The sequence below is a fragment of the Candidatus Kuenenbacteria bacterium genome, assembly GCA_012797775.1.
Taxonomy (GTDB): Bacteria; Patescibacteriota; Patescibacteriia; order UBA2196; family GWA2-42-15; genus JAAZMX01.
On record JAAZOM010000029.1, the window covers coordinates 36,059 to 62,951 of the forward strand.

Annotated in this window: 19 protein-coding genes and 2 tRNA genes; 7 read left to right on the forward strand and 14 right to left on the reverse strand. The window is 41.1% G+C overall.

Annotation, left to right across the window (positions count from 1 at the left end; translation table 11 throughout):
* Nucleotides 1-78: 78 nt before the first annotated feature.
* The gene (locus tag GYA54_04480; GenBank protein ID NMC51942.1) at nt 79-1,848 is read right to left on the reverse strand and encodes an ABC transporter ATP-binding protein; all 1,770 of its coding nucleotides are present in this window, start codon (nt 1,846-1,848) and stop codon (nt 79-81) included.
* Between the two features lies 1 nt (nt 1,849).
* Nucleotides 1,850-2,680 carry a bifunctional 5,10-methylenetetrahydrofolate dehydrogenase/5,10-methenyltetrahydrofolate cyclohydrolase gene (locus GYA54_04485; GenBank protein NMC51943.1) on the reverse strand — a complete coding sequence of 277 codons (831 nt, stop codon included), beginning with the start codon at nt 2,678-2,680 and terminating at the stop codon, nt 1,850-1,852.
* A 213-nt stretch (nt 2,681-2,893) separates the two neighbouring features.
* On the opposite strand from GYA54_04485, the gene GYA54_04490 reads away from it, so the two are divergent.
* Nucleotides 2,894-3,460: a hypothetical protein gene (locus GYA54_04490; protein ID NMC51944.1), complete on the forward strand. Its 567-nt coding sequence runs from the start codon at nt 2,894-2,896 to the stop codon at nt 3,458-3,460.
* A 183-nt stretch (nt 3,461-3,643) separates the two neighbouring features.
* On the opposite strand, the gene GYA54_04495 is transcribed toward GYA54_04490, so the two are convergent.
* From GYA54_04495 to GYA54_04510, 4 genes are read right to left on the reverse strand one after another with little or no spacing between them, the layout of a single operon-like run.
* Nucleotides 3,644-4,909: a serine hydroxymethyltransferase gene (locus GYA54_04495; protein NMC51945.1), complete on the reverse strand. Its 1,266-nt coding sequence runs from the start codon at nt 4,907-4,909 to the stop codon at nt 3,644-3,646.
* Between the two features lies 1 nt (nt 4,910).
* Nucleotides 4,911-5,315, reverse strand: a complete 405-nt coding sequence (locus GYA54_04500) for a hypothetical protein (protein ID NMC51946.1) — start codon at nt 5,313-5,315, stop codon at nt 4,911-4,913.
* Entirely contained in the window at nt 5,290-5,799 is a 510-nt protein-coding gene (locus tag GYA54_04505) for an NUDIX hydrolase (GenBank protein NMC51947.1), read from the reverse strand. The genes GYA54_04500 and GYA54_04505 overlap by 26 nt, the downstream gene beginning before the upstream one ends.
* A gap of 18 nt (nt 5,800-5,817) precedes the next feature.
* The gene (locus tag GYA54_04510; GenBank protein ID NMC51948.1) at nt 5,818-7,440 is read right to left on the reverse strand and encodes a tRNA uridine(34) 5-carboxymethylaminomethyl modification radical SAM/GNAT enzyme Elp3; all 1,623 of its coding nucleotides are present in this window, start codon (nt 7,438-7,440) and stop codon (nt 5,818-5,820) included.
* Nucleotides 7,441-7,577: 137 nt separating this feature from the next.
* Here GYA54_04510 and GYA54_04515 point away from each other — a divergent pair, with 137 nt between their 5' ends.
* The 3 genes from GYA54_04515 (at nt 7,578) to GYA54_04525 (ending at nt 11,754) form a co-directional block, all read left to right on the forward strand.
* Nucleotides 7,578-8,390, forward strand: a complete 813-nt coding sequence (locus tag GYA54_04515) for a class I SAM-dependent methyltransferase (GenBank protein ID NMC51949.1) — start codon at nt 7,578-7,580, stop codon at nt 8,388-8,390.
* A gap of 29 nt (nt 8,391-8,419) precedes the next feature.
* The gene (gene polA / locus GYA54_04520) at nt 8,420-11,278 is read left to right on the forward strand and encodes a DNA polymerase I (protein ID NMC51950.1); all 2,859 of its coding nucleotides are present in this window, start codon (nt 8,420-8,422) and stop codon (nt 11,276-11,278) included.
* Between the two features lie 194 nt (nt 11,279-11,472).
* A complete protein-coding gene (locus GYA54_04525) occupies nt 11,473-11,754 on the forward strand; it encodes an HU family DNA-binding protein (GenBank protein ID NMC51951.1) in 282 nt (93 codons plus the stop codon).
* A 119-nt stretch (nt 11,755-11,873) separates the two neighbouring features.
* On the opposite strand, the gene GYA54_04530 is transcribed toward GYA54_04525, so the two are convergent.
* Nucleotides 11,874-12,920: a PilT/PilU family type 4a pilus ATPase gene (locus tag GYA54_04530; protein NMC51952.1), complete on the reverse strand. Its 1,047-nt coding sequence runs from the start codon at nt 12,918-12,920 to the stop codon at nt 11,874-11,876.
* Nucleotides 12,921-13,082: 162 nt separating this feature from the next.
* Here GYA54_04530 and GYA54_04535 point away from each other — a divergent pair, with 162 nt between their 5' ends.
* Entirely contained in the window at nt 13,083-15,371 is a 2,289-nt protein-coding gene (locus GYA54_04535) for a hypothetical protein (protein ID NMC51953.1), read from the forward strand.
* 52 nt (nt 15,372-15,423) lie between these two features.
* Here the strand turns inward: GYA54_04535 and GYA54_04540 are convergent, their stop codons facing one another.
* The 3 genes from GYA54_04540 to GYA54_04550 form a co-directional block, all read right to left on the reverse strand.
* Entirely contained in the window at nt 15,424-15,609 is a 186-nt protein-coding gene (locus GYA54_04540) for a hypothetical protein (protein NMC51954.1), read from the reverse strand.
* Nucleotides 15,610-15,961: 352 nt separating this feature from the next.
* Nucleotides 15,962-16,032: transfer RNA gene (locus tag GYA54_04545), tRNA-His, on the reverse strand.
* Nucleotides 16,033-16,121: 89 nt separating this feature from the next.
* Nucleotides 16,122-16,196, reverse strand: a tRNA-Arg gene (locus GYA54_04550).
* A gap of 419 nt (nt 16,197-16,615) precedes the next feature.
* Here GYA54_04550 and GYA54_04555 point away from each other — a divergent pair.
* Both GYA54_04555 and rpoC read left to right on the forward strand, forming a co-directional pair.
* On the forward strand, nt 16,616-19,909 hold the full coding sequence (locus tag GYA54_04555; protein ID NMC51955.1) for a DNA-directed RNA polymerase subunit beta: 3,294 nt from the start codon (nt 16,616-16,618) through the stop codon (nt 19,907-19,909).
* A gap of 20 nt (nt 19,910-19,929) precedes the next feature.
* Nucleotides 19,930-23,829: a DNA-directed RNA polymerase subunit beta' gene (gene rpoC / locus GYA54_04560; GenBank protein NMC51956.1), complete on the forward strand. Its 3,900-nt coding sequence runs from the start codon at nt 19,930-19,932 to the stop codon at nt 23,827-23,829.
* A gap of 87 nt (nt 23,830-23,916) precedes the next feature.
* On the opposite strand, the gene GYA54_04565 is transcribed toward rpoC, so the two are convergent.
* The 4 genes from GYA54_04565 to GYA54_04580 form a co-directional block, all read right to left on the reverse strand.
* The gene (locus tag GYA54_04565; protein ID NMC51957.1) at nt 23,917-24,369 is read right to left on the reverse strand and encodes an NUDIX domain-containing protein; all 453 of its coding nucleotides are present in this window, start codon (nt 24,367-24,369) and stop codon (nt 23,917-23,919) included.
* 257 nt (nt 24,370-24,626) lie between these two features.
* Nucleotides 24,627-26,090, reverse strand: a complete 1,464-nt coding sequence (locus tag GYA54_04570) for a ChaN family lipoprotein (GenBank protein NMC51958.1) — start codon at nt 26,088-26,090, stop codon at nt 24,627-24,629.
* A complete protein-coding gene (locus GYA54_04575) occupies nt 26,071-26,247 on the reverse strand; it encodes a hypothetical protein (GenBank protein NMC51959.1) in 177 nt (58 codons plus the stop codon). Before GYA54_04575 ends, GYA54_04570 begins: the two co-directional genes overlap by 20 nt.
* Entirely contained in the window at nt 26,244-26,846 is a 603-nt protein-coding gene (locus GYA54_04580; GenBank protein NMC51960.1) for a hypothetical protein, read from the reverse strand. The genes GYA54_04575 and GYA54_04580 overlap by 4 nt, the downstream gene beginning before the upstream one ends.
* Nucleotides 26,847-26,893 lie beyond the last annotated feature (47 nt).

Here is a 26,893-nt window from a genome sequence, read left to right on the forward strand (position 1 = left end):
GTAAAATTAAAAAATCAAAATGTAAAATCATGGTAATTAAAATAACTCCGCCGAGGCGGAGTTATTTTAATTGTTTTTTTATTTCAATTCGCCAATGGCTTGGAGACGGAGAAGATCAGTGTAGATACCATTTTTGTTTTTTAATAATTCTTCATGGGAGCCAGCCTCGGCGATGCGGCCATCTTTGACTACAAATATTTTGTCGGCATTGATAACAGTGGAAAGGCGGTGGGCAATAATAACCATGGTTTGTTTTCTGGATATTTTTTCAATTGATTTTTGGATTAATTTTTCTGAATGAGTATCTAAATTACTAGTAGCCTCATCAAAGATAAGAATTTTGGGATTGGAGAGAATTGCCCTAGCAATGCCAACCCTTTGTTTTTGTCCGCCAGAGAGTTTTATGCCTCTTTCTCCCACCAGCGTGTCATAACCATTTTCGAGAGAATTAATAAAATCGATGTTGGCAATTTTGGCAGCCTCTTCTATTTCTGTCTGAGTGGCCTCTGGTCGGCCATAGGCAATATTTTCTCGAAGAGAGGTATTAAATATTTCCACATCTTGAGGTACGATAGCCAACTGTGAACGGTAATTATAGATATCGTAGTCTTTGATGTTTTGTCCGTCGATTAATATTTTTCCGGTAGTGACATCATAGTGGCGATAAACCAGCTTGACAATGGTGGACTTTCCTCCGCCAGAGGGCCCGACCAAGGCCACTGTTTCACCGGGACTGATTTTTAGATTTATATTTTCTAAAGCTCTAAAGCGACTTTCTTTATGATAGGCGAAAGAGACGTTATCAAAAATTATTTCTCCTTTTATGGTTATATTTTGGGCGTTTTGTTTGTTTGTTAAAGAAGATTTTTCTGATAAGAGGCTGGTGATGCGTTCGACGCCAGTAGAATTTTCAATCAGGCGGTCGTAGGTGCGGGAGAGGCGGAAAAGTGCGTGGTAGGCGGTTTCGGAAAGAGTGATAAAGAAAACTAGACTGCCGACGGTAATGGTTTTTTGCCAGGCAAAATAAGCACTCAAAAGTATAACACTCACGCGGCCCAAATCAACAACGATGCTACGCAAAAGGTTGTAATTTAAAACGACTGGCCACTCGGTGTTTTCCATGATAGCTATTTTGTTTCGGATATCTTGGTATTTTTTGGTTTCGTTTTTTTCCTGGACAAATGACTGGACAGTATAGATATTGATTATTGATTGGCCGAGAATGCCGGCAGCGTTTTCATATTCTTCGTGTCGGCGGGTGCGTAGAGGGTTGGTGATTTTATTCATTTTAAGGGTGATAACAATAAAAATCGGCACGAAGGCGATAAAGACCAAAGAGACCTGCCAGCTAAAATAAAGCATGGAGAAAAAAGTAAAAAGTATTTGGGTGATAGTGGGGAAAAATTCCCAGGAGGCATTGGCCAGGAGTTCAGTTAGGCGGTCAATCCCGCGTTGAACTTTCATGATTTTGTTGCCGGTGTTTTCACGTTCGTGATAGCCGAGTGAAAGGGAAACTAATTTTTTTTGGAGATCGATCGGCAAGCTGTATTCAATAAGGATGAGGAAATCAAAGATTTTTTTGTCCTTAAAATAATGAATTAGGGTGACAAAAACGTCGGTGGCGAGCATCAAACAAACAAAGGAAATAAGTTTTAAAAATTCAATATCTTTTTGGCCGGTCAGAAGGTCAATGATCAGCTTCATGAAATAGGGATTAATGAGTTTGAGTAATTCAAAAATACTGATCATGGTGAAGAGCCAGATCATTTTTTTCTGGAATGGCTGAAGGATAGACCAAAGTTTTTGCCAAAATTCTTTGGTGATGACGTTTTTATTTTTAATATCCATATTATTTGGAAAATTTTAGAGTGTTTTTGAGTAAGATGGCGACCGTGATGGGGCCGACGCCGCCGGGCACAGGAGTAATGGCAGAACAGATATTTTTTACATTGAAATCAACATCACCGACGGTTTTGTTTTGCAGTTTATTGATGCCAATATCAATGACGATGGCGCCGGGTTTGATATATTTTTTGGTGATAAATCGTGGTTGGCCGATGGCGACAATTAATAAATCTGCTTTTCGGGTTTTAGCGGCTAGGTTTTTGGTAGTGTGATCATAGGCAGCAACCTGGCGGCATTTATTTTTTAGATGATAGTAAATAGGTAGGCCAGCGATTTGGCTTTTGCCAATGACGGCGGTTGATTTGTTTTTTAAATTTATTTTGAGTGAATCTAAAATAGCGGCAACAGCGCCGGCAGTGGCGGGCAGGACAGACGTTTTTTGGCCAGCGGCTAATGTTTTTAGATTTTTAGGATGAATACCGTCGGCGTCTTTGGTCGGGTTAATGGCAGAAATAATTTTGTCAGTATCAAGTTTTTTGGGCAGTGGCAGTTGGACTAAAATAGCGGAAATAGAAGCGTCTTGGTTGAGTTTTTGGATTAGTTCTAAAATTTTTGGTTGGCTGGTTGAGGCAGGGAAGAGATATTTTTTAAATTTTATACCAACATCTCTAGCACGTTTTTCTTTGAGAGAGACATAGAGATGGGAGGCAGGATTTTTGCCGATCAAAATTACGGCCAAACAAGGCTTCTGTTTTTGAGGGAGCTTGGAAATTTGTTTTTTGAGCCGTGATAAAAGAGTAGCGGCTATTTTTTGGCCATTAATGATTTTCGTCATAGGATTGATTATAGCCAATTTTTGCGAAAAAATCAAGGAAAGAAGCAGTAAGCGAGGTAGGCGAGATAAGTGAGTTAAGTAAATCAAGAAAGACAATAGTTATAGGGGGCTTGACTTTTTTGAGGGGGGGGGTAGAATGAGGGGAAAATAAAAGTACCAAACAAACCATATTTACAAAATTAGTTGTTGGTCTTTAAAAGTAGGAGGTGAGCTATGTTTTTTCTGTGGCTAGCTGTAGCGTTCGTCGTGTCTGGGCTTCTCTCTTTTTGGCGTTTTAAACTATTAGAAAAAAGAGAATACTATGATCGTAATTATGAAGAGCCCACATGGGAGACGTCAGGGATTATATTTTTTGTTGTTGCGGCTTTTTTGGTTGTATTGGGTTTGTTTATCAGCCTTATTTCCAATTCCAACCAAAGAGGCGATTTTGAGGATTTGCATATGCTTAAAGAGACCCAGGTAATATATCAGGAAAAAGCCGAGGCTCTAACCCAGCAGTTCGCCAAGTATTTGGCAGAACAATATCCAGATCAAGAGCGCTTCATTTTTGACAAAATCGATCCGGATAAGGTGGCTTTGTATCTGGTCAAATATCCGGAGATTAAATCGTCCGAGACCCTGATGGCATTAGTGGTGGAGATAGGCAAGTTGCAGGCTCAGGTTTACGATCAAAGGATTAAGCGCGCTCAAATTAAAAGAGACATCAGGTTTCGGCTGGTGAATCCTTGGCGGTTGAATTTTTTAATTAGTGAACCGCCCGCTGAACTGATGGGCGATTAAATAAAGTGTTGGCGTGTGGACGGAGATCAGAAGTTTGGTCTCCGTTTTTTTTATTTTTTAAAACAGGCGTCAGACCATAGGTTGAGTTCCGCATAATTAAAAGACGGCATTAGAATGTCGTCTTTATAAGTTAGTTGGGATTAATCATCGGGCTCCAAGTTAAACTTGGAGCCAACGTGCAGATTAAATTCCCGGTACTGGGAATTGCGAGCACGTGGCTTCGACTTCGGATTTTATTTCATTAAGTTTGGAGTCGTTGGTGTGGTTTTGGAGTGCGGCGATAATCCAGTGGGCGATTTTTTGCATTTCGGTTTCTTTCATCCCTCGGGTGGTAGCGGCGGGCGTGCCAAGGCGAATACCGGAGGGGCGGAGTGGGGGATTGGGATCATCAGGAATAATTTGCTTATTAACAGTGATAGAAATTTTGTCCAGAGTTTTTTCGGCCGAGGTGCCGTCTAGATTAAAACTTTCAACAGTATTAATAACCAGCATATGATTATCAGTGCCATTAGTGATGAGTTTTATGTTGTTGTCCAAAAAGATCTGGGCTAGAGTTTTGGCGTTAATTAAAATTTGTTTCGCGTATTCTTTAAATTCTGGTTGGAGTGCTTTGCCGAGAGCTACGGCGATGGCGGCAATGGTGTGCATGTGCGGGCCGCCCTGAAGACCGGGAAAAACAGATTTGTCAATTTGTTTGGCGTATTTTTCTTTGCAGAGGATCAGGCCAGCACGCGGGCCACGGAGGGATTTGTGGGTGGTGGTAGTCATAATATCAAAACCAAAATCTAGAGGGTTTTTCATGACATCGCCGGCAATGAGCCCACCGATGTGCGACGTGTCTGCCATAGTAAGGGCACCAACCTCATCGGCAATTTTTTTAAATGCCGCATAATCTAGATCGCGAGGGTAGGAAGTATAACCGCAGAGAATAATTTTGGGCTTGGCTTCTAGGGCGACACGACGGAGCTCTTCAAAGTCAATGCGACCATTTTCTTCGGGGATGGTTTTGTAGCGAATAAAATTAAAAATTTGGCCCATGTGAGAAACTGGAGCGCCATGAGTCAGGTGACCGCCGTGAGAAAGGTCCATACCAAGAATCGTGTCACCGGGTTGGCAAAAAGTCAGATAAACTGCCTGATTCATGGGTGAGCCGGAAAGTGCCTGGACATTGGCATGTTCGGCGCGAAAGAGTTTTTTGGCGCGCTCGATAGCTAGCGTTTCTACGACATCGGTAAATTTTTGTCCGCCATAATAGCGTCGGCCAGGATACCCTTCCGAATATTTATTGGTGAGAATTGAGCCATTAGCGGCAAAGACCTCCGGCCAAGTATAGTTTTCCGAAGGGATAAGCTCGATGCCTTTTTGTTCACGTTTTTCTTCACCAAGGATGGCGGCGTAAATTTCGGGGTCATTATTTTTTAATTGTTCAAGATTGGCAGAAGTATTCATGTTATTTTTTTATAAAACAATTAAAGTCTGGTAGCTGGAGGAAATTTATTTTAAAAAGTAAGAAGATAATCAGAGTATAGAGCGTGGCAATTATAAAATGTTTGAAAAATCTTTTTTTTGAATGTTCGTGTTCTTTGCCAAGTGCCTTTATGGCACCGTAATGAACAAGCATTAGCCCAACCACGTTTGTTAGCCAGTAACCGAAAATCATAGCGGGTAGAAATATTTTTTGTGAGATCAGACCAAAGGGCAAAGAAAAGAAATAAGCAATAGGGATATTGAGGATAAGATCATTCCACCAGGAAAAAGGAGAAAGGAGATAACCGATAAGCACTAAAATACCGCCATGAATTTTTTGGGGTGGTTTTTTAATTATTAATTCAGGATTTTCTTTTTGGTTTTCCACCGGCGTAAATTTTTTGATATGCCTTGATGGTTGGCTTGATATTTGGAGAACAATTTTTGGGAAGATTATTTATATCAAACCATTGTATAGCTAGAATGTCTTTTCCCTGTTTGGGGCGTTCTTTTGTTGCCGCTAAGTAATGAATAAGGATAATCAGTTCAGGTTGTTTTTGGCCAGTTTCTGGTTTTTCTTGCCAGAGGGCCATTACAGGCAGGTCACCGATTATTTTTATTTTAACTCCGATTTCTTCTTTGGCTTCACGGATGGCATTTTCTTTTAGATCCCAACCTTTGAGCAGTTTGCCGCCGCAAAATTTCCATTTGAGTTTTTTGAGGGGCTTGTCGCCATGTTTCACAAGTAGTGTTTGTAGTTTACCTTCTTTTTTTTGAATAATAACCGGGCCAGAGGCAATCATGGTTTTGAAGATGCCAATTTTTCCAGTTTTTGTTGCGTTTATATTTTTTGGGGTTTTAAGTTTATTCATATGGTTATAGTAGCAGATTTACAAACTTTTTACCATGTAGGTATTTTCTAGTTTATAGCCCAGTTTTTTATAATAACCGCGGACGCCGATGCCGGAGATAATCGAGAGTTTTTGATAATGATTTTGGTGCGTGATTTTTTCGGCTTGGGTGAGGAGTTTTTTGCCAAGGCCAGTATGCTGAACGGCACCTTTTTGATTAAGGGGGACCATTTCGCCATAAGTGTGGAGCTCGCGAAGGAGGGCGGTAGGTTGGTAGGGAGGTAGGTTGGTAGGGAGGTAGGTTGGTAAGAAGAGGCGGCAGAAGGCATAGAGAATTTTTTGGTCCGGCGATTCATAGCTCAAAAAATATTCGGTGCCGTTGGATACTGGATAGGTTCTAATAAATAATTTAGGATTTAGGACTTTGGATTTATTTGGAAATTGGAAATTGGAAATTGGAAATTGATTTTGGTGCCCGGCTTCACGGCAACGGATACATTGGCAAGTGAGATTTTGTTTAGTCATGGAAAATTTTATTTCCTGGCGGAGGTTGGTGATTTTGTTGCCAGCAATAATGGATTCTTCCGGAATGTCTCTGATAATTCTAATCAGGCGTACCCAGGGTGGAGTGATGGTTTTTATTTTAATAATTAAATTGGTCAGGGCTTTGTCTGAATAGGCATGCCATTTACCTTTTTGCCACCATTGATAGAGAAGAGAATTTCGGGCGACAACGCAGGGATAAATTTTAATTTGGTCAGGCTGAAAGTGCGGGTCGGAATAAATACGCTTGAACATCGTTAAGTCTTTGGCTGGGGTAGAGCCGGGTAGATTAAGCATCAGATGGTAAGTAATTTTAAAACCAAATTGACGGAGTAGGGCAGTAGCTTTGATAGTTTGAGCAACGAGGTGGCCGCGTTTGTTGAGTTTGAGAATTTGATCATCAAGATGCTGGACGCCGATTTCCACGCGCGTACAACCAAGGAGACGCATAGTTTGTAATTCTTTTTCATTGATATAGTCGGGCCGAGTTTCTAGGGTAAGACCAATGATACGATTGGTGGCAGATTCGTTTTTTTTCTGCTCGTGCAAGAGTTGTTTTTGCAGGAGTTGGGTATTTAACGCTTTGTTAGCTTTTTTATTTTTGGGAAAGTCATTGGCGGCACGAAAACATTCTTTAATAAACCAGAATTGATATTTTTTTGGATAATAGGACCAGGTGCCACCGAGGACAATTAATTCTAATTTATCAGTAGCGTGCCCGTTGTTTTGGAGAGCGCGGAGGCGCATCTGGACTTGTTTATAAGGATCAAATTTGCAAAGCACGGCGCGCATAACGGCTGGTTCATTTTTGAGATAGCTGACGGGCATTTTTTTCTGATGTGGACAATAGGCACAGGTGCCGGGGCAGGGATGGGGCTTGGCCAAAACGGTGACGGCGGCAATACCAGAAAGAGTGCGGACTTTGCGCTTGCGTAAAAATTTTAAAAGATGTGAATGGGGCTCATGTGTCTTTTTTAATTCTAGTAAAAGTTCAGAGTTGGTCGGCGGTTCAGCCATTTTAAATTTTTTGGCAAAGAGACGTTTGGCCACGGATAATTCTTCCTCGGCTTGAGGAGGATTTTTTTGGAGATATTTGATTAGCTCAGAAGAGATGGACATAGTGAGGTTATTATATAAGTAGGGGGGAGATAGTCAAGGAATCTACGAATATACAAATCAGTTATGAATATACGAATAAATACCATAATTCATAATACATTATTCATAATTCATTTTTTGTGTTAGATTGAGGATATATGAATAATGAACAAGCAAAAAGAATAATGGAAATTAGCAAAAAGACCTACGAGATGATTGCGGCGGATTTTTCAGCGACGAGAAATAGGGTGTGGCCCGAGATGGAGATATTGGTCAAAAAGTATGTAAAGCCGGGGATGAAGGTGTTGGATTTGGGGTGTGGGAATGGGAGACTTTTGGAGGTTTTACCGGAGGTGGAATATTGGGGAGTGGACGTGTCAGAAGGATTGGTGGGAGAGGCAGAAGATAAACTCAAAACTCAAAACTCAAAACTCAAAACAGTTTTTAGGGTGTTGGATATGTTGGAGCTGGAAAAACTGGGAGAGAAAAATTTTGATGTGGTATTTATGTTTGCGAGTTTGAACCATATTGCGGGAGAAGAAAATAGATTGAAAGTTTTGGAAGAGATAAAAAAAATATTAAAGCCGGGCGGAGTGGTGGTGATGACGAATTGGAATATGTGGCAGGTGGGGGCGGGGAAGAACATGTGGAGATATAAATTACAATTTTCAAGATACAAGATACAAGATACAAATAAATCCCAAATTTCAAATTCCAAATCCAAAATAAATCCCAAATTTCAAATTCCAAAATTTGGTTTAGGATTTAGGGATGCGATGACGAGATGGCAGAGTGGAGACAAAAAAAGGGTCGGGGAGCTTTATTACCGAGCGTTTAATTTGGTGGAGTTGAGAAAATTGATGCGGGAGGCGGAGTTTGAGGTGGTGGAGAATTATTATTCTTTGGATGGGAAGAGGGCGTGTTGGTGGAATGGAAGGAATATTGTGAGTGTGGGAAAATTTAATGGATAATTGTTGGTTTAAATGATAGAATATATTATATGAAAAAGGAAAAAATAGCTATAATTGATGCCAATGCAATAGTCCATCGGGCGTTTCATGCCCTGCCGCCTTTGATGACCAAGGACGGGGTTCTGGTCAATGCGGTCTATGGTTTTGCCAATATTTTATTGAAAGTTTTGAAAGACATAAAGCCGGAATATGTGGCGGTGTGTTTTGACGTATCGAAAGAAACTTTTCGCTTGGAAATGTATAAAGAGTATAAGGCGCAAAGGGAAAAGCAGCCTGATGAATTGTATAGCCAAATTGATTTGGTGAAAGAGATGATTGGGGCGTTTAATATGTCGATTTTTGCCGTAAAGGGGTTTGAAGCCGATGATTTGATAGGGACTATTGTAAAAAAAATCCAAAATTTTAATGTCAAACAAAATCCAAAATCCAAAATCCAAAAAGGGAACGAAATTGAGAGTGTGGTTGTGACGGGGGATATGGATACTTTGCAGCTGATAGGTGATAATACCAAAGTTTACACTCTAAAAAAAGGCATTGCAGATACAATTATTTATGATGAGACGGCGGTCAGAGCGCGGTATGGATTTGGCCCGGAGGCAATGGTTGATTACAAGGCGCTTAGAGGCGATCCGTCGGATAATATACCGGGAGTGAAAGGTATAGGGGAGAAGACGGCAACGGAATTGATAAAAGAATTTGGGACGCTGGAAAAAGTGTATGAGTATGTTGAACAAACCCAAAATCCAAAATCCAAATTTCTAATCAAATCCAAAATCCAAAATCAAAAAGATTTAAAAATAAAAGGAGCGGTATTAGAGAAATTGATGGAGCATAAAAAAGAAGCGTTTTTGTCCAAGGAGTTGGCGACGATTAAGACAGATGTGCCAATGAAATTTGACTTGGAAGGGTGCCGAGTGAGACCATTTGACGCACCAAAAATTGTAGAATTATTTCAGGCGTGGAATTTTAAATCATTGATCGCCCGAATTCCCGCAGCGGAAAAAGAGCTGACAAGGGGGCAGGGGAGTTTGTTTGCTAAAAGAGAGGAGACTAGAGAAGAAAGAAAGGTTGATTTTGAAATAGGAAAAGGATATATATTGGTTGATAGCCAAGAGAAAGTAGAAAGGTTTTTGGTGGAACTCGGAAAACAAAAAATATTTGCCATTGATACAGAGACAAATGGGCTGGATCCGTTTCAGGCTGATTTGATTGGAATTAGTTTTAGTTTTGAAGAGGGGAAAGGGTATTACCTGCCTGTCGGAAGAAATTTTCAATTTTCAATTTTCAATTTTCAATTATTATTAAATAAATTAAAACAGATTTTGGCGGATGGGGGTATTAAGAAGGTGGGGCATAATATTAAATTTGATATGGAGACTTTGGCTGGGGCGGGATTGGAACTGAAAGGAGTGGAATTTGATACCATGGTGGCGTCTTATCTTTTGAACCCGGGGACAAGACAGCACAATCTTGATGCGGTGGTATTCACTGAATTTGGTTATGAGATGACACCGATAGAGAGTCTGATAGGTAAGGGGAAAGACCAGATTACAATGGATAAAGTAGAATTAAACAGGGTGGCGGATTATGCGATTGAGGATGCTGACTATACTTGGCGGTTGTATAAAAGATTGGACAAACAATTGATAAAAAACAAATTGCGAGAATTGATGGATAAAATTGAGACGCCATTAATTTCAGTTTTGGCTGAAATTGAGAAAAATGGGGTTTTGGTTGATGTAAAATTTCTTGGCAAGATGAGTCGTGAAGCAGGGGAAAGAATAAAAGAATTGGAGAAAAAGATTTATAAAATGGCAGGGCGGGAATTTAATGTGCGTTCGCCAATACAACTTAAAGAGGTTTTGTTTGATGAGATGGGGATTTCAAGGTTGGGGTTGGCAAAAACCAAAACGGGAACCTCAACAGCCGCAGCAGAGCTGGACAAACTGCAGGGCGTTCATCCGATTATTGATTTGATTTTGGAGCATCGGGAATTGTCAAAATTGAAGAGCACCTATACAGATGCTTTGCCGGAGTTGATAAACCCAAAGACCGGCCGGATCCATGCTTCATTTAATCAGACAGTAACAGCGACCGGGAGGCTGTCATCTTCAGAGCCAAACTTACAAAATATTCCTATCAGAACAGAATTGGGCAAAAAAATTAGGCAGGCATTTGTGGCACCCAAGGGTTTTAAGATAGTAACGATAGATTATTCGCAGATAGAGCTCAGGATTGCGGCTTCAATGTCGGGTGATAAGAAAATGTTGCAAGCTTTTAAAAATAGTGAGGATATCCATCGGCGAACGGCGGCAGAGGTTTTTGGTGTAAAACCAGAAGCGGTGACACCAGAAATGAGGCGCAAGGCCAAAGAAGTAAACTTTGGGGTTTTGTATGGGCTGGGGGCTAGGGGCTTGGCGCAGAGAACCGGGACGAGTTATGAAGAGGCAATGCTTTTTATTGAAAAATATTTTGAGATATTTGGTGATTTGAAAAATTATTTGGAGGAAACCATTGAGCAGGCACATGAAAATGAATATGTGGAGACGCTTTTTGGCCGGAAACGTTATTTGCCAGAGATCAATGCTGAACACCAACAGCTAAGGGCGGCAGCAGAGAGAATGGCGGTCAATCAACCAATCCAAGGTACGGCGGCTGACCTGATGAAGCTGGCGATGATAAAAATAGATGAGATGCTTAAAAAAGATAAGCTTGGGGAGATAAAAATGGTTTTGCAGGTGCATGATGAGTTGGTATTCGAAGCTCCAGACAATATGGCAGAGGTGATTGGCAAAAAAATGAAAGAAACGATGGAAAGTGTTTATAAATTTAAGTGTCCAATAGTGGCAGAGATGTCTATTGGTAATAATTGGGGAGAATGTAAATAAAATGTAAAATTTAAAACTCAAATTTAAATTTATATATGGTATTTGCATAGTTTTTTGAAAAATGCCATAATTACTATATAAATCTAATTTTTCCAGATATTTTGGCTGTAGGCCAGAGCGATCTGGAAGATAGATCTATGGCCCTTTTATCTCGCCAAAGGCGGGGTAAAGTTATAAACTAAATGTAGAAAAATATGGCCAAAATGACGAAATCAGCCTTGTTACAAGCTTTGGCAGACAAGACTGGTATGACCAAAAAAGACGTTGCTTCTTTTTTGGAAAAAATGGTCGAATTAGCTTATTCTGAAGTAAAGAAGAATGGCGAATTCGTAGTGCCTGGTATGGGTAAAATGGTAAAGGTTATGCGCAAAGCTAGAGAGGGTAGAAACCCGGCAACTGGCGAGACTATCAAGATCCCGGCCAAAACAGTAGTAAAATTTAGAGTAGCCAAGGCCGCAAAAGAAGCAGTATTATAAGAAAAAGAATTTATAAGAACAAAAAATCCTTCCGCATACACGGAGGGATTTTTTAGCCCCTAATTTTTATAGTGTGCTTTTAAGTCCGCGGCTATTGGTGGTTTTTAAATTATGATCAATTATTCATTAAACACAGAGCCATCAATCGCGTATTTTTTGGCAATTTCCTTGGTGATTAGTTTTTCCTTGATAAGTTGTTGTAGGTATTGGTCCATACTGATCATGCCATCGTCTGAGGAGGTTTGGATAACGGTTTTTATCTGGGCAATTTTGTTTTCTCTGATGAGGTTGGCGACAGCTGGGGTGTTGATCATGATTTCTCTGGCCACGACGCGGCTTTGTCCGTCTGGAGCGGGGAGGAGTTGTTGGGCGATAACACCAATAAGACACATAGACAACTGCATACGTATCTGATCTTGCTGGTGAGGTGGGAAGATGTCAATAATTCTGTCTATTGTTTGAGAGGCATTGGGTGTGTGGAGGGTGGTCAAAACAAGGTGCCCGGTTTCTGCTAGGGTGATAGTAGACGAGATTGTTTCTAGGTCGCGCATTTCGCCAACCATAATGACGTTGGGGTCTTGTCTTAATACATGTTTTAGGGCTTCGGGGAAAGAAACAAAATCAAAACCATATTGGCGCTGGCGGATAATGCTTTTTTGCGGCTGAAAGACGAATTCAATCGGATCTTCCATGGTTATGATATTGGCAGCACGGGAGTTATTTATATAGTTGATAATGGCGGCGAGTGAGGTGGACTTACCGCAGCCGGTTGGGCCAGTAAGAATAATCAGGCCTTGATTGAGCTCGGCTAGCCGATAGACAATTTGGGGCATATTAGTTGATTCCATGGTTGGCGGTTCGGTGTTGATAATGCGGGCGACCAGTCCGGGATTACCTTTTTCAAAATGAAGATTGACACGAAAACGTTCTCCGGAGCTAAGTTCATGGGAGACATCCATTTCTCGAGTATTGATAAAATCTTCTTTTTGTTTGGGCGTTAGGATGGTATATATTAATTCTTCAACTTTCTTTTTGTTGATAATACCAAAATCATCAAGACGATAAAGAACACCATTGATTCTGATAATTGGTGGTTCATTGACGACGAGGTGGACGTCAGAGGCGCCTTTGTCGACGCCGATTTTAAAGATTTGATCCAAGAGCATAGTAGTTGGTTAATTTTTATATGGTTATTATACCACAATTGTCTCACTGGTGGTAATTTTTTGGGTGTAATTTTTTTTGACTTTTGGCGGCGTTTATGGTTAGATTGTTTAAATACTAGAAAACAAAAATTGACATATCAATATAAGGTTTGGGAGGACAAGATGAATCAAGAACTATGTTATCAGAAAGTGGTTTTGGTGGCTAAGGGCGAAAATTTTTTTAGCCAGCAATTCCATGAACGTGAAGTGCCGTTCACTCTAGCTGATGAGAATGGTCTGGAAAGTTTAGATTTCGAGCCTGACTTGATTCTTGCAGTAAATCAGGGATTGAGGCGAGCAGAGGCATTTAAGGCAAAGTTTGCCTCGGCGACGGTAGTGGTCTGTCAAGGCGGCGCAAAGCACTTCTCTCCACTTTTGACAGTGGTTTGGGGGCAGGGTGTGAATGAACACGATTACCACCATTTTGCCAGCTGGGATGCTTTTTTCAGCCTGCTTAGTACACCATTCTTGAAGCAGGAGAAAATATTGCAACAAGTCGATGACGGTGTTTTTAACATCGATAGCGACTTGGCAAAAAAGACGGTGCCCCTAATGGATGGCGACGAAACCATGAGCAAGAGAACCCATGGTTTTAACAGCATGTATTATACGGGGGAGAGATATTTAGGCTGGTATCTTGATTGGTTGGCAGAAGTAGAAAAAAAAAGGTTTCCGTGCCACTTCACCATGCGAACTGACGGCTCGGCTGGTAAAAAAAAGGTCTCCATAGTCTCGGTAAGATATTTCCCCGAAGTCCATGTCCACAAAGGGGTGGGAGTATTTAATTTGGAAGATTGGGCCATGTTTAGGGACAGTGACGGCAGAAAGTATCCGGCTTCGGTGGTGGGGGTAGATACAGGTGATCGCCAGATTATTACTTTTAAATTTGGCGTTCCATTGACTCGAAAAAAAGTATCAAGACTTACATGCTTTCAAAAAATAGTTAATAAGGCGATGCACAATAGGTATCTAGAGATGGTTCATAATTTGGAGGTGAATGAAGGAACATTGCCATTGAGAGTCTTGGCTGGCTCGGCGAATAATTCAGCGACCAAGTTTCCGGATGAAGTAAAAATTGATCCGAGAGGCCGCAAAATTTTGTGTGATCAGTGGCAATGTGAAGCTCTAGCGGCGACGATGAGCAATCAGCCAGTCACCTGCATAGAGGGTATTGGCGGATCTGGCAAGACAACACTCCAAGCTATGGCGGCTAAAAATTTTTATCAACAGGGCAAGATTATCTTTTTGGTTTCTCATAGCAATAAAGGCTTGGATGTTTTACTCAATGAGGTTGTGCTTAATTTGGGTAAAGAACAATATCCATTTATCTTTCGTCTAGGAAATGGTAGACAAATGATAGAGAAAGTCAATCTACCATTTCACCGCCTAAATAGATTTGAAGCTGGAAAAGCCAGTGAATTGGAGCTGGCTGAAATTCAGAAAGCGATTAATAGTGGGAAGGGAGTTATTATCGCTTGTACTTTAAATGGTCTCATAGTTGATGAGACTATTAAAAAGATGCTGGAGGCTGGAATTTATCCAGATGTATCTTTTCTGGATGAGGCTAGCCGTGGCCATGTCTATGAAGTAGTTTTTCTTTATAGCATAACTAGGGAAAAAGTGATAAATACCCTCGACCGGCAGCAGCTTTCGAATATTCCTTTGTCAAGAGAAGCGCGCTCGGAGCTGCAGGAAAGCGGCTCAAGATTTGAAGAGATTGACGATTTTGACGCCGGGCTTTTAAAAACTTTTCTCAAAAAGGGTTTGTTGACCAGTATTTTTTTGAGGATTTGCCGACGATCACTACCCAAAATTATTGAGGTGTTTAATGTTTTTTATGGTGGGCAGGTGATCCCTGGACGCTTTGAAGATGGCAATCAGGGGCAAGTAATTGTCTATGATTTCTGTAAGGCGCAGGATAGATGGGATGAGCCGAGCGGCAACTCTCTCATCAATAGGCGTGAGGCAAAGCTACTCGCGCAAGTTTTCAAACGCTATTGGAAACAATCACCGGATCCTGATTTGGTTGGCATTATCACTTTTTATCAGGGGCAAGTTCGGGAAGTAAGAAAGAAACTCCGAGCGCCATTGATTTTTGCCCTTAGAGTTGAGCAAGAAGAATTTGATGCCAATATACCGGAGATTGTAAACACGGTGGATGCCTTTCAGGGCTCTCAGCGGCGGAGAATTTTGCTCTCCATGGTTAACTCGAATATGCTTTTTAACATAGGATTTAATCACCACGAAGAGAGGGTCGTGGTGGCTCTGACAAGAGCCCAGGATTGTTTGGTTATTTTTGTAAATTCAGATACATATTTACAAAGTGATCAGGCATCCTCCAATACCAAGGGGGCTATCCAAAAGGCGATCGAAATTGCTAAGATGGATGGCGTGTATTTCTTGGTGAAATAATAAAAAAGGCAAAAAAAGAACGGCGATCTGCAAAATGCACAGAACGCCGTTTTTATTTGGGCGAGATGCCACCGCATTGGGCATGAATCCTTTTGCTCAATATAATTGTTGATGGTATTGAGACAGACACCTCGCCTGGAGTGCCAAGCCCAAAATGATGTGGGCGGCTTTCCATGTCCTCGACCTCATCTTTTTTTTGGGCATTCGGGTGGCCGGCTCGCAGTGAGCAGCCACCCATTGAGGTACAGTTGGGCACAAAAACCTAACTGCCACCTGGGCACTCCAATTTAGGAGTTGCGATACGAAGAACATATCCGTCCTCCTTTGTTGGAATGTTCAGTTTTTACTCTAACAAAAGAGAAAAATAAGTCAAGAGTTTATTTAAAAACAAAAACATCAATCTGATAGATTGATGTTTTTGAAAAAAGATACTCGGGGGTGACTACTCGCCTCGCTGGACCCGCCTAGACTCGTTAGGCGAGGCTGGCGCAAGTCGAAGCGGGCTGGGATTTGTCCCGAGATAAACTCGGGATAAAAACCCAGACTAGCGGGACCATCCCCCACCAAAATTTGGAGGAAGGGTGTCCGGGGGTGACTAGAGGGAATTGAACCCTCGCTAGCGGGACCACAACCCGCTGTTCTACCATTAAACTATAGTCACCCCCCAACATCCTTGTCTGCTTGGGGGTTTTGGTGGGGGACTGTTCTACTACTAAACTATAGTCACCCCTAAATATCTTTTTGTTGAGCTGGTACCCCCGAGAGGAATCGAACCCCTATAACCAGCTTAGAAGGCTGGTGTTCTATCCATTGAACTACGGGGGCATAAAATAATTAAAAAACTTTCAGTCTTAATTTCCGAATAATAATTAATTTTTATAATTTTTAAAGAAAATTTGCGGAATTGGGGACACTGGGGTAAAAAATTAGCTTTTGGGCTAGAAAACAATAAAAAAGCTAAAGTTGAAGCTTACTTAGATAAACATACACTAAAATGCTTTTTTTTTCAAGTTTTGGCCAAATATTTGACAGAACTTGTGGTTGGTGATATTGTAAAGGAAGACAATATTTTATTTATCCACACCTGCCTTTAGGATGATATTACCCAAAATATTAATGATTTTAAGGCAGTTTATCAAATCAAATAAAAATATCCTTTAATACACAAATTTCGGCCGGCTGCAAGGTGGTTGCCGAGTTATTTTTTTGTGTACATTTTTGTTATTCGTAAACTATTTTAAAAAATGTCTAATACGAACAGGAAAAATGAGAGATTTTATTTCGGGCGCAAACATGATGTTCATGATTTGCCTGATTTAATAGAGAGCCAAAAGAATTCTTATAAGTGGTTTGTAGATGAGGGGTTAAGAGAATTGTTTGAAGAGATCAATCCAATAAGAGATTATATTGGGAGAGATTTGGAATTATATTTTTCCGATTATTTTTTGGATGAACCAAGGTTTGACGAAGTGGTGGCTCGTAAGAGAAATACAACCTATGAAGCGGCACTTCGTGTAAAGACAAAACTGGTGAATAAAAGAACTGGTGAAGTAAAGGAACAGGAGGTTTATTTGGCTGATTTTCCTTTGATGACCGACAGGGGAACCTTTATCATTAACGGGATTGAAAGGGTGATAGTTTCTCAACTTATAAGATCGGCGGGAGTATTTTTTACTTCAGAATATATAATGGGTAAGAGATATTATGGAGCAAAAATTATTCCAAATAGGGGAGCTTGGTTGGAAATAGAGACAGGAGCCAATGGGGTGATCACGGTGAAGATAGATAGAAAAAGAAAAGTGCCGATAACTTCACTTATGCGGGCTTTTGGTTATACAACCGATGAGGAGATAAAGGAAATCTTTAGGGATGTCGACATATTGCCTGATTTTAAATATATAAATATCACCTTGGAAAAGGATCCAGCTAAAACAGAAGCTGATGGCTTGAGAGAAGTTTATAAAAGAATAAGACCGGGAGATTTGGCAACAACCGACAACGCTAGGACCTTGATACATTCAATGTTTTTTAATTTTGATAGATATGATTTTGGCAAGGTGGGACGTTATAAGCTCAACCAGCGTTTTGGGGAAAATTCACCTTTGGATAGAGAAAACAGGGTTTTTAAGAAGAGCGATTTGGAAAATATTTTAAAAGAAATAATTAAACTTAATATCAGCCAAAGAGAGGCAGACGATATAGACCATCTTGGTAATAGAAGGATCAGGGCGGTGGGCGAATTGATACAAAATAGATTTCGTTTGGGGATGGCCAGAATGGAGAGAGCAATAGTGGACAAGATGAGCACGGTGGACATAGCTAGCGTTAATCCAGCACAGCTTATTAATGCCAGACCAATTATGGGAGCAGTGAAGGAGTTTTTTATGTCTTCACAGCTTTCCCAATTCATGGATCAGACAAATCTTTTGGCTGAGTTGGAACATAAGCGCAGAATTTCTGCCATGGGCCCGGGGGGGCTTTCGCGCGAGAGAGCAGGCTTTGAAGTGAGAGATGTACATCGTACTCATTATGGCAGGATTTGTCCAATTGCTACGCCAGAGGGTCCAAATATCGGGCTAGTCGGCCATTTGTCTTCTTATGCCCGGGTGAATAATTATGGTTTTATAGAAACACCCTATAGAAAAGTAATAAAAAGCGAGAGCAATAAACCAAGGGTGACAAAGGAAATAGTTTATTTGGATGCTTTTGCTGAGGAAAAATCAACAACTACGGCAGCAACGACTCCGATTGATGATCAGGGTAATTTTTTACAAGAAAAAGCAGCTATTAGAAAAGAGGGCGAGCCAGTTTTGGGATCAGTAGAAGAGATTGATTATATGGATGTGGCGCCAAATCAGATAGTTTCAGTGGGGACATCTTTGATACCATTTTTGGAGCATGATGACGCCGTGAGGGCCCTTATGGGTACAAACATGCAAAGACAGGCAGTGCCAGTAATAAAGCCAGGGGCTCCGCTCGTGGCAACAGGCATTGAGAGATCAGCGGCGATTGGTTCGGGGCAGGTTTTGGCGGCAGAAAATGATGGCACGGTTTTGAATGTTCAAGCGGACAAAATAGAAATTTTGGAAGAAGATGGCAACATAAGAACTCATAATTTGGTAAAATTTGTTAGATCCAATGCTTCAACGTGTTTAAATCAGCGAGTAATAATAGAAAAAGGAGACAAGGTGAAGAAGGGGGATGTTTTGGCTGATAGTGCTGCTTGCGATCAAGGGGAGTTGGCTTTGGGACAAAATTTATTGGTGGCTTTTATGCCTTGGGAAGGCGGTAATTATGAAGATGCTATATTACTTTCCGAAAAATTGGTTCACAACGACAAGTATACTTCTATTCATATTGAGGATTATATTATTGATGTACGCGAGACAAAGTTGGGGCCAGAGGTCGTGACTAGAGACATACCAAATATTGGAGAAGAAAAACTCAAAAATCTGGATGAAGACGGCGTGGTAAGAATTGGAGCTGAAGTTTCCTCAGGTGATATCTTGGTGGGGAAAATAACACCAAAAGGAGAAACAGAGTTGACGGCTGAAGAGAGATTGCTTCGGGCAATTTTTGGTGAAAAGGCCAAAGAAGTTAGAGATACCTCTTTATATTTGGAGCATGGTGAACACGGAAAAGTTGTGGATATAAAATTATTTACTAGAGCAGCGGGTGATAAGTTGCCAGCTGGGGTAATAAAACAGATCCAAGTTTCCGTGGCTCATATGAGAAAAATACAAGTGGGGGACAAGATGGCTGGGCGTCATGGCAATAAGGGTGTAGTCTCAAGAATCGTGGCGGTAGAAGATATGCCCAGACTACCAGATGGTACGCCAGTAGATATTATTTTGAATCCTTTGGGCGTGGCATCGAGAATGAACTTGGGGCAAATATTGGAAACCCATTTGGGGCTGGTAGCTCACGATAGAGGGTTGAAGGTGGTGACGCCGCCCTTGGACGGAGTGCCAGAAGAAACAATAAAAAAAGAACTTGAGGAACTTGGTTATTCAAAGACAGGCAAGATGGTTTTGATTGATGGCAGAACTGGTGAGCCATTTAAAAATCCTAGTACGGTTGGTTATATCTATATGTTAAAGTTGGTGCATATGGTGGAGGATAAAATCCACCAGAGGTCAATTGGTCCATATTCTTTGGTAACACAACAACCACTTGGCGGTAAGGCTCAATTCGGCGGGCAGAGATTTGGGGAAATGGAGGTCTGGGCGCTTGAGGCTTATGGTGCGGCTTATACATTGCAGGAAATTTTGACCATAAAATCAGATGATGTGCCGGGCAGGTCAAAAGCCTATGAATCGATAATCAAGGGTGAGGCAATTAGCAAGCTAAATATCCCAGAATCTTTTAATGTTTTGATAAGAGAGCTCAAGGGGCTATGCCTGGATGTGGAACTAATGAAAGAGGGCGGGGTGGTGAACAAAGATGGAGAGTTTAAGATAGTGGACGGCATGACAAAGAAAGAGATAAAGGAAAAAGCTACAGAAGAGGCAGCAGGAGAAGATGGAGAGGAATCCTAATTATATATAAATAATGATTTATGTTTAATGAATTCCAACAACCAGTATTAGATTTTGATAGCATTCGTCTCAAAGTGGCCTCACCTGAGGCAATACACAAGTGGTCACATGGGGAGGTTTTAAAGCCGGAGACTATTAATTACCGCACACAGAAGCCAGAAAAAGATGGTTTATTTTGCGAGCGCATTTTTGGCCCGACTAAAGATTGGGAGTGTTATTGTGGCAAGTATAAAAGAATACGCTATAAGGGAATCGTGTGTGATAAGTGCGGAGTGGAGGTGACCAGGTCGATAGTTCGAAGAGAGAGGATGGGGCATATTGATCTCGTAGTGCCAGTCTCACATATCTGGTTTTTGCGCGGCATTCCTTCAAAATTGGGATTGGTTTTGGATATTTCCCCACAGGCATTGGAGAGAGTGATATATTTTGCTGATTATATCATTTTAAAAGTTGACGAAGAGTTGAAACAACAAACAGTAGAACAGATACAAGATGAATATAAATCTAGGAAGAAACAGATAGAGGGTGATTTTAATAATAGAATAAAGCAAGCCGGTGGCAGTGATCCAGCCAAAAAAGAGGCCCTGATTAATCAACTTAACAATGCCAAAAAAGAGGCATTGGATGAGCTAGCTGCGGCTTTGGACAAAGCTAAAAAAGAATTGTCAGAATTAAAACCATTAAAAATTATTTCCGAGAGTTCTTATCAGGATTTATCATTAAAATATGGACATGTTTTTGATGCAGGTATTGGAGCAGAAGCAGTTCATCGTATACTTCAGGATTTGAATTTGCAGGCGACAATAGATCAGATAGAGGCAGAAATGAAAAAAACTACTGGTGGGGCAAAAAAGAAGATGGCCAAAAGATTGAAATTGTTTAATGCCTTGATAAAAAATCAGATAAAGCCTGAATGGATGATTATCACAAGTTTGCCGGTAATCCCGCCGGATCTGCGGCCGATGGTCCAGCTCGACGGGGGGAGATTTGCGGCTAGTGATTTGAACGATTTGTATCGTCGGGTGATAAATCGCAATAACCGTTTGAAAAAATTGATAGAGCTGGAAGCCCCAGAGGTTATTTGTCGTAACGAAAAAAGAATGCTTCAGGAGGCAGTGGACGCCCTGATTGATAATTCGGCCAGGCATGGCAAGACGGTGACTGCGTCAACCGGACAAAAAAGAATGCTTAAATCTTTGGCGGATATTTTGAAAGGCAAGCAGGGTCGTTTTCGTCAGAATTTGCTCGGTAAAAGAGTAGACTATTCGGGCAGAAGCGTAATAGTAGTCGGACCATATTTAAAAATAAATGAATGTGGTTTGCCAAAGAGAATGGCTTTGGAATTGTTCAAGCCGTTTATTATTGCGGAGCTCATAAAGAAGGAGTATGTACATAATGTTAGAAGTGCCAATAGATTTATAGAATCTGACAGAAGTGAAGTTTGGGATATTTTGGAAAAGATAACCAAAAAGGCGCATGTACTTTTGAATCGTGCGCCAACGCTGCATCGTTTGGGTATTCAAGCTTTTAAACCGATATTAATAGAAGGTAAGGCGGTACAGCTCCATCCTTTGGTTTGTCCACCTTTCAATGCAGATTTTGACGGAGACCAGATGGCAGTGCATGTGCCTTTGACCGAAGAGGCAAAACAAGAAGCGGCTGAGATAATTTTATCTAGTAAAAATATTTTGAAACCAGCAACTGGTGATCCTTCAATCACGCCATCGCAGGATTTTGTATTGGGTTGTTATATTTTGACCAGTATAAAAGAGAAAGAAGGTGAAAAGACAAAAATCTTTTCTAGCGAAACAGAAGCCACACAGGCTTATGAAGCCAACGTGATCGGGCTTCAAGATAAGATAAAAGTGCGTTTGAAAAAAGAAGGATTGGTGGAGACAAGCATCGGCCGTCTTATTTTTAATAGAATCGTGCCAGAGAGTATGGGTTTTGTGAATAAACAAATGGATAAGGGCGCCCTAAAAAATTTAGTTAGAAATGTACTAGAGAGTGATGGCACAGAGAGTGCAGTGGAATTTTTGGATAGCATAAAAGATCTTTCTATAAAATATGTGACTTTGTCAGGGATTTCTTGGGGTATGGATGATTTGCCTGATTTGCCTGAGAAGCACGCCATTTTTGAGGAAGCGGAAAAAGAAGTAGAGGAAGTAGAAAATCAATATAATCTTGGTTTTCTCACCAACGATGAACGGCACGTGAAGATCGTAGAAATTTGGGCTGGAGTAAAAGATAAGGTGGCTGATTTGTGTAAAGAAAAGCTGGACAAGGGCGGATCGGTATTTGCGATGATGAATTCTGGTGCCAGAGGATCATGGGGGCAGACGACTCAGATGATGGGCATGAGAGGACTTATGGCCAATCCGAGTGGCGATACGATTGAGTTACCAGTGAAAGCATCGTTGAAAGAGGGAATGCAAGTGCTTGAATATTTCATTACAACTCATGGTGCTAGAAAGGGACTTTCAGATACGGCTTTGCGTACCGCTAATGCAGGATATTTGACTAGAAGATTAATAGATGTGGCTCAGGATGTAATTATTTCTGAGGAAGATTGTGGTGATGAAGAGGGTGTCGCGATAACTAAAAAAGAATCACAGGCGATGAACGAGACGGTGGTGAAAAGAATAAAAGGCAGAGTGCTCTCAGAGGATATCCTAGATGCCAAGGGAAAAGTAGTGGCCAAGGCAGGCGAAGTTGTTGATGAGGATTTGGCCAAAAAAATAGAGGCTTTGGATCCAGAGGAAATAAAAATTAGATCGGTTTTGTCATGTAAATCAAAGAGAGGAGCTTGTGCCAAATGTTATGGCTGGGATCTTGGCTATAATCATCTGGTTAGAAATGGTGTAGCTGTTGGTATTATTGCCGCTCAGAGTATTGGTGAGCCGGGTACCCAGTTGACCATGAGAACTTTTCATACTGGTGGTGTGGCCGGAAGCGGGGATATCACCCAAGGTTTGCCAAGGGTAGAAGAGATTTTCGAGGCCCGGCCGGTAAAGAAGCCGGCAATTATTGCGCCGGTGTCTGGCACGGTAGAGATAGTTAATAATGAGATCACTAGGGAAAAATTGATTAAGATTGCTGGTGTAGAGACAGAAGAAGAGAAGTTTTTTGTGCAAGGTAAAAACCAGGAAAAGGTAGCAGTTAAAAATAATGCCAAGGTAAAAAAGGGAGATATTTTAGTGGAGGGGCAGAAAAAAATCAGAGCGCCATTTGACGGCAAGGTGGTGATAGAAGAAGAAAACGAGAGCCGGACAATACTCAAGGTGGTCAAAGAAGAAGAAGTGGTCAAAGAGATGGAGATAGGTCGTGGAGTGACGATACTCGTCAATAATGGAGATTGGGTAGAAAAGGGAGATCAGCTGACCAGTGGCTCGATAGATCTTTTTGAGCTTTATAAACTCAAAGGCCAGAGGGCAGTAGAAAATTATGTGATTAAAGAAATACAATATGTTTATTCTTCACAGGGTCAGCCGCTTAATGATAAACATATTGAAGTTATTGTGAAAAAGATGTTCTCCAAGGTTTTGATTGAAGACGCAGGCGATACACTGTTTTCACCCGGAGAAGTTATAGAGAAAGTCGACTTGGATGAGGAAAATGAAAAGATGGATAAGGAGAAAAAACAAAAGGCCATTGCCAATACAATACTACTTGGTATTACTAAATCATCTTTAGCTACACAGTCATTTTTGTCAGCGGCTTCTTTCCAGGAAACAACAAGAGTCCTTATTGACGCGGCTATTACCGGAAAGGTTGATCATTTGAGAGGGCTTAAAGAGAATGTGATTATAGGCAAGCTCATACCCTGTGGTAGCGGCTATGATAAAGAGGCATATCTGCCGAAAAGAGAAGTGGAAGTAGAGGAAAGCGAGGAGGCGGTAGGGCTGGCAGAGGAAGCTTAGGAAATATTTAAAACATCCCTAGTGAGAACTGGGGATGTTTTATTTTTGTAATTTTTTAACAAGGGGCTTTGCTTTAGGTGGGCTAAATTAAGCTTTGTTTTTTAGTAGCTTGATGGCTTCCAAAGAAAGTGCTTTTGTATTTTTGGGGGCGCCCCCAAGAGTTTTTATTTCCTTGGCAGTAAACCATTTTAGGTTGGTGGTCTCTCCATTTTGCGGATTAATTTTATTAGATTTAGCTGAAGCATAATAGATAAAGTCTATATGTTGGTGGAATTGATTGATATTTTCCAGCAAGATGTGCATGGGGCGAAATAATTGCTTGGCATCTCCCATTTTTATTTGTTTATCAGGATTATACATTGTTATTTCTAGGCCAGATTCTTCTTTTATTTCGCGCAAGGCGGCTTCCTGCGGCAATTCATCGCGGTCGATATGGCCTCCAACAGGAATCCAAATACCGAGCTTTTTGTGCAAATGTAAAAGCACTTTATTTTTGTGTACTATTATGGTTGTAGCGGTAAAGTGTCTTGTTATTTCCATATGGAAAATAGCGAAGCGAGTGATGTCCGCATAACGTACGCGTGTATGTGATGTCCGCCGTTAGGCGGATATGGGCGAAGGTTCACCGATAGGGGAACCGTAGCCACATACACGCTGTTATATGATGTACGCTTTTTCTTTTAACCCAATAGGGTCGTTTTTCTGTTATAGATCAAATTGATTTTTCATTTGGCGGGGGCGCAAGAGGGAAAATCAAAAAGGGTGAATTGCGCCCCCCGCCAACACAATCGTATTAATTATAGTGCTCCACCTAGTCGTATATACCCGTCGTAAGGGGCCGGTGCTTTTTCTCCTGTGATACCTTGGTCAAGGTCGAAACCAATTGATCTATCGGCAAGTCCCTCATCTTTTCCTATTGCGGAAAATAATACTGAATTTGCGCTGGTGTCTGGCACTTTTTCTTCCCGACGAAAAAAAGATAATTCTGCGTCTGAATCGCACTCACGATCTAAATTTATGGATGACGCTCTAATATCCGTTTCGTCAAGTAGGTCAGCAACATTTTGTCTGCCTTCCATGCTGTCGCGCGCAACATGTGCGTTGCCTAAAATCGCTAACATTTTTCCGCCACCTTCAACAACTTCGCGAATTTTTTGCATCATGAAGATATCTCGTTGTTTTTCCAGTTCCGCCTCTTTTGCCTTTAAAGTCTCCATTGTCACGCCATTGCGTCCAAGTGATTCCATACCCCGATCAAGTTCCTGGTTTGTGCCATAAGTCGCATTTGCGTCTATACAAGATGGACGCAAGCCAGACTGGCGTATTGCTTCTAACAAACGGTAATTTTTGTCCAAATGGTTTTTGAATAAAAAGTTTTTTTTAAACATTTTTTGTTGTTCAAAAGCGAACATTTCATCAGTTACGCCCTCTCGTTTGATAGCACGGTATTGTCCTCCTTCATCTCGTTGAAAATCAAATAATGGTTGATTTTTAGGGTCAACACCAGCAGTAAGCTGTTCTCGAAATAATTGGTGATATTCATCTACTCGCTCGTAGTCGGTCGGGTCGTCTGCGTCGTCAAATTTGCCGGTAGTCATATAATGATCAACTGCCTCTTGATAATACGCTGGTATTTCTAAACCTATATGCGTTGTGCCAGCGGCCTTGGCTTGTTCAAGAAATCTTGCTGTTGCTCTTTTTTCAACAGTTTCGTGGGTGTGTATTTCGCCAAGTAAAACAACATCGTTGCCACGTATTTTATCCGATAAGTATTCGCCCGCATTTTTTGCTCGCTCTCTCACTTGACCCATATCTACTTGTGATTCTAATCTGCTACGTTCTTTTGAACCTATCCCTAGCTGTTTTTCGCCAACGTAAAATCCAGTAAAAAATTTATTCTTCTCTTTTGGTTTATTTCTCCCTCTCTCAAATAAACCTCCTGTTAAAAAATTAGCGACGGACAAAAATCGCTCCTTCATTCGACCAAGAGATAAGTCCAGCCGGCGTAATTTATCCGCTGTTTCTTTTTGAATTTCGGCAAATTGCGCATTTAGTTCGGGCGGAAATTCGGCACTTGTTTGTTCCTTGCTTTGCAAAGCTGAGAGTGTATCATGTCCGGCTTTCAGCCCTGCGTCTGTTTCTGTATCAATTTCTCTCTGGATTTTAGAAATATCCGGCAGGCGTTCACGCTCCGGAGTTTCTGGCGGTTTTTCCGCGGTCGCTTCCCGCTGGGCTAATTTTTCAATTTCCGGATTGGTCATACTGATTGATTTGTTTTTTAACATGCTCAATTTTCAGCGCGTCAATTTTTGCTTGTGCTTCTTTTACGATTTTATTTTTTTCATGCGCAATATCTTGCACACTAGCCTGGTAGTGAGAGAGCAATTTCATGAGCAATTTTGTGATGTTTGTATTCATACGGCTTTTTGTTTTGAACGTTCTTGTGAGTAGATAAATACTAGTTTTGAATTGCCTTTTTCAGCTTTGATACCAATATCACCAATTTGATTTACATCATATCCAAAATTTTGAAGATGTGGCTGTAATTTTTCCGCCTCACCTTTGGGAATGAGCAAGTGCAAACCCTCGCGCGGAATTGATGGATCATTAATTGTTTCAGTGTCAACAAACAAAATGATATTTTGTTTTTGTTCCAATAATTCTACCAGCTTACCGACATCTTTTGCCTCAAGACCGCTGGCCTCAATCGTTCGTTTAGCCAAATCGCCGACTTCTGTGATATCTTTTCCTTTCATTGCCGATAGTGTATTTTCTTCGGCTTGTTCAATCGCGGCTCTTTCAGTGTCTAGCACCGAACTCCTGTCAAAAGAACGGATGCCGACCTGTTCGCCGTATGCTGTGTTGGCGACAAGTTTTTCTTGGCCAGGTAATCCCACGTAGTATGTTTCAATCGCGTGCGGTTTTTGAGGTTTGTCTTTTGTTTCTGGAGCGGGTTGTTTAAGTCTGGATTCTTTTGCGATTTGTTCTTGATTGATTTCTCGTGATCTGTTAGGCATATGTTTTAAAAATATATATTAAATTGTATTCGCTTGCGAGGGATGGA

Excerpts from the sequence above, each read along its gene's own strand:
- GYA54_04565 (NMC51957.1), bottom strand. The coding sequence starts at position 24,369 with ATGGAAATAACAAGACACTTTACCGCTACAACCATAATAGTACACAAA.
- GYA54_04480 (NMC51942.1), bottom strand. The coding sequence starts at position 1,848 with ATGGATATTAAAAATAAAAACGTCATCACCAAAGAATTTTGGCAAAAA.
- GYA54_04555 (NMC51955.1), top strand. The coding sequence starts at position 16,616 with ATGTCTAATACGAACAGGAAAAATGAGAGATTTTATTTCGGGCGCAAA.
- GYA54_04535 (NMC51953.1), top strand. The coding sequence starts at position 13,083 with ATGAATCAAGAACTATGTTATCAGAAAGTGGTTTTGGTGGCTAAGGGC.
- GYA54_04495 (NMC51945.1), bottom strand. The coding sequence starts at position 4,909 with ATGAATACTTCTGCCAATCTTGAACAATTAAAAAATAATGACCCCGAA.
- GYA54_04540 (NMC51954.1), bottom strand. The coding sequence starts at position 15,609 with ATGGGTGGCTGCTCACTGCGAGCCGGCCACCCGAATGCCCAAAAAAAA.
- GYA54_04510 (NMC51948.1), bottom strand. The coding sequence starts at position 7,440 with ATGTCCATCTCTTCTGAGCTAATCAAATATCTCCAAAAAAATCCTCCT.
- GYA54_04485 (NMC51943.1), bottom strand. The coding sequence starts at position 2,680 with ATGACGAAAATCATTAATGGCCAAAAAATAGCCGCTACTCTTTTATCA.
- GYA54_04575 (NMC51959.1), bottom strand. The coding sequence starts at position 26,247 with ATGAATACAAACATCACAAAATTGCTCATGAAATTGCTCTCTCACTAC.
- GYA54_04570 (NMC51958.1), bottom strand. The coding sequence starts at position 26,090 with ATGACCAATCCGGAAATTGAAAAATTAGCCCAGCGGGAAGCGACCGCG.
- GYA54_04530 (NMC51952.1), bottom strand. The coding sequence starts at position 12,920 with ATGCTCTTGGATCAAATCTTTAAAATCGGCGTCGACAAAGGCGCCTCT.
- polA (NMC51950.1), top strand. The coding sequence starts at position 8,420 with ATGAAAAAGGAAAAAATAGCTATAATTGATGCCAATGCAATAGTCCAT.
- rpoC (NMC51956.1), top strand. The coding sequence starts at position 19,930 with ATGTTTAATGAATTCCAACAACCAGTATTAGATTTTGATAGCATTCGT.
- GYA54_04505 (NMC51947.1), bottom strand. The coding sequence starts at position 5,799 with ATGAATAAACTTAAAACCCCAAAAAATATAAACGCAACAAAAACTGGA.
- GYA54_04490 (NMC51944.1), top strand. The coding sequence starts at position 2,894 with ATGTTTTTTCTGTGGCTAGCTGTAGCGTTCGTCGTGTCTGGGCTTCTC.
- GYA54_04525 (NMC51951.1), top strand. The coding sequence starts at position 11,473 with ATGGCCAAAATGACGAAATCAGCCTTGTTACAAGCTTTGGCAGACAAG.
- GYA54_04580 (NMC51960.1), bottom strand. The coding sequence starts at position 26,846 with ATGCCTAACAGATCACGAGAAATCAATCAAGAACAAATCGCAAAAGAA.
- GYA54_04515 (NMC51949.1), top strand. The coding sequence starts at position 7,578 with ATGAATAATGAACAAGCAAAAAGAATAATGGAAATTAGCAAAAAGACC.